1 rRNA gene (running past one end of the window) is annotated in these 2,798 nt (G+C 50.4%); it reads right to left on the reverse strand.

The features are described 5' to 3' along the window. Positions 1-77: 77 nt before the first annotated feature. A 23S ribosomal RNA gene (locus EC846_RS02725) occupies positions 78-2,798 on the reverse strand (it continues 167 nt past the right edge of the window).

The following is a 2,798-nucleotide window of genomic DNA, read 5'->3' on the forward strand; positions in this document are numbered from 1 at the left end:
GTATTGTAACTAGTTTCTACACTAAATCAAGTTATGTATTGAATTTATCTTGAATACAACAACTGTTTGGGTGTTGTATAGTCAAGCCTCACGAGCAATTAGTATTGGTCAGCTTCACACGTCACCGTGCTTCCACACCCAACCTATCAACGTCCTAGTCTCGAACGGCTCTTTAGAGGAATAAATTCCTAGGGAAATCTTATCTTGAGGTAGGCTTCCCGCTTAGATGCTTTCAGCGGTTATCCCTTCCGAACATAGCTACCCGGCGATGCGACTGGCGTCACAACCGGTACACCAGAGGTTCGTCCACTCTGGTCCTCTCGTACTAGGAGCAGATCCTCTCAAATTTCCAGCGCCCACGGTAGATAGGGACCGAACTGTCTCACGACGTTCTAAACCCAGCTCGCGTACCTCTTTAAATGGCGAACAGCCATACCCTTGGGACCTGCTTCAGCCCCAGGATGAGATGAGCCGACATCGAGGTGCCAAACACCGCCGTCGATATGAACTCTTGGGCGGTATCAGCCTGTTATCCCCAGAGTACCTTTTATCCGTTGAGCGATGGCCCTTCCATACAGAACCACCGGATCACTAAGACCTACTTTCGTACCTGCTCGACTTGTGGGTCTCGCAGTTAAGCGCGCTTTTGCCTTTATACTCTACGCGTGATTTCCGACCACGCTGAGCGCACCTTCGTACTCCTCCGTTACTCTTTAGGAGGAGACCGCCCCAGTCAAACTACCCACCAGACATGGTCCTCGTCCCGGATTACGGGACAGAGTTAGAACCTCAACATTACCAGGGTGGTATTTCAAGGACGGCTCCATACAAACTAGCGTTCGTACTTCAAAGCCTCCCACCTATCCTACACAAGTAAGGTCAAAGTTCAATGTCAAGCTGCAGTAAAGGTTCACGGGGTCTTTCCGTCTAGCCGCGGGTACACTGCATCTTCACAGCGATTTCGATTTCACTGAGCCTCTGCTGGAGACAGCGCCGCCATCATTATGCCATTCGTGCAGGTCGGAACTTACCCGACAAGGAATTTCGCTACCTTAGGACCGTTATAGTTACGGCCGCCGTTTACTGGGGCTTCGATCAAGAGCTTCGCTTACGCTAACCCCATCAATTAACCTTCCAGCACCGGGCAGGCATCACACCCTATACGTCCACTTTCGTGTTTGCAGAGTGCTATGTTTTTAATAAACAGTTGCAGCGGCCTGGTTTCTGTGGCTGCCAATAGCTCAGGGAGCAAGTCCCATCACCGTCAGCAGCGTACCTTCTCCCGAAGTTACGGTACCATTTTGCCTAGTTCCTTCAGCAGAGTTCTCTCAAGCGCTTTGGTCTACTCGACCTGACCACCTGTGTCGGTTTCGGGTACGATTCCTGTGTAACTGAAGCTTAGAGACTTTTCCTGGAAGCATGGTATCAGCCACTTCACTGTACAAGTACAGCTTGCTATCAACTCTCAGCATAGAGCACCCCGGATTTGCCTAAGATGCATGCCTACTGTCTTCCACCTGGACAACCAACGCCAGGCTGACTTAACCTTCTCCGTCCTCTCATCGCATTACACAGAAGTATTGGAATATTAACCAATTTCCCATCGACTACGCCTCTCGGCCTCGCCTTAGGGGTCGACTCACCCAGCCCCGATTAACGTTGGACTGGAACCCTTGGTCTTTCAGCGAACGGGTTTTTCACCCGTTTTGTCGTTACTCACGTCAGCATTCGCACTTCTGATACCTCCAGCATACTTCTCAATACACCTTCATCGGCTTACAGAACGCTCCCCTACCACGTATACATAAGTATACATCCGCAGCTTCGGCACATAGTTTTAGCCCCGTTACATCTTCCGCGCAGGCCGACTCGACTAGTGAGCTATTACGCTTTCTTTAAAGGGTGGCTGCTTCTAAGCCAACCTCCTAGCTGTCTATGCCTTCCCACATCGTTTCCCACTTAACTATGATTTTGGGGCCTTAGCTGGCGGTCTGGATTGTTTTCCTCTTGACTACGGACGTTAGCACCCGCAGTCTGTCTCCCGGATAGTACTCATTGGTATTCGGAGTTTGCATCGGTTTGGTAAGTCGGGATGACCCCCTAGCCGAAACAGTGCTCTACCCCCAATGGTATTCGTCCGAGGCGCTACCTAAATAGCTTTCGGGGAGAACCAGCTATCACCAGGCTTGATTAGCCTTTCACCCCTATCCACAAGTCATCCCCTGGCTTTTCAACGACAGTGGGTTCGGTCCTCCAGTTAGTGTTACCCAACCTTCAACCTGCTCATGGATAGATCGCCTGGTTTCGGGTCTATACCCAGCAACTATACGCCCTATTAAGACTCGATTTCTCTACGGCTCCCCTATTCGGTTAACCTCGCTACTGAATATAAGTCGCTGACCCATTATACAAAAGGTACGCAGTCACACCACGAAGGTGCTCCCACTGCTTGTATGCATGCGGTTTCAGGATCTATTTCACTCCCCTCACAGGGGTTCTTTTCGCCTTTCCCTCACGGTACTGGTTCACTATCGGTCAGTCAGGAGTATTTAGCCTTGGAGGATGGTCCCCCCATATTCAGACAAGGTTTCACGTGCCTCGCCCTACTCGTCATCATTATGTGTGCCCTTTCGTGTACGGGAATATCACCCTCTACGTTCGCACTTCCCAGAGCGTTCCACTAGAACACACATAACTTAATGGGCTGATCCCCGTTCGCTCGCCGCTACTAAGGGAATCTCAATTGATTTCTTTTCCTAAGGGTACTGAGATGTTTCACTTCCCCTCGTTCGCCTCAT

Source organism: Acinetobacter sp. BIGb0102 (genome assembly GCF_003815055.1).
In the GTDB taxonomy this organism is placed as follows: Bacteria; Pseudomonadota; Gammaproteobacteria; order Pseudomonadales; family Moraxellaceae; genus Acinetobacter; species Acinetobacter vivianii.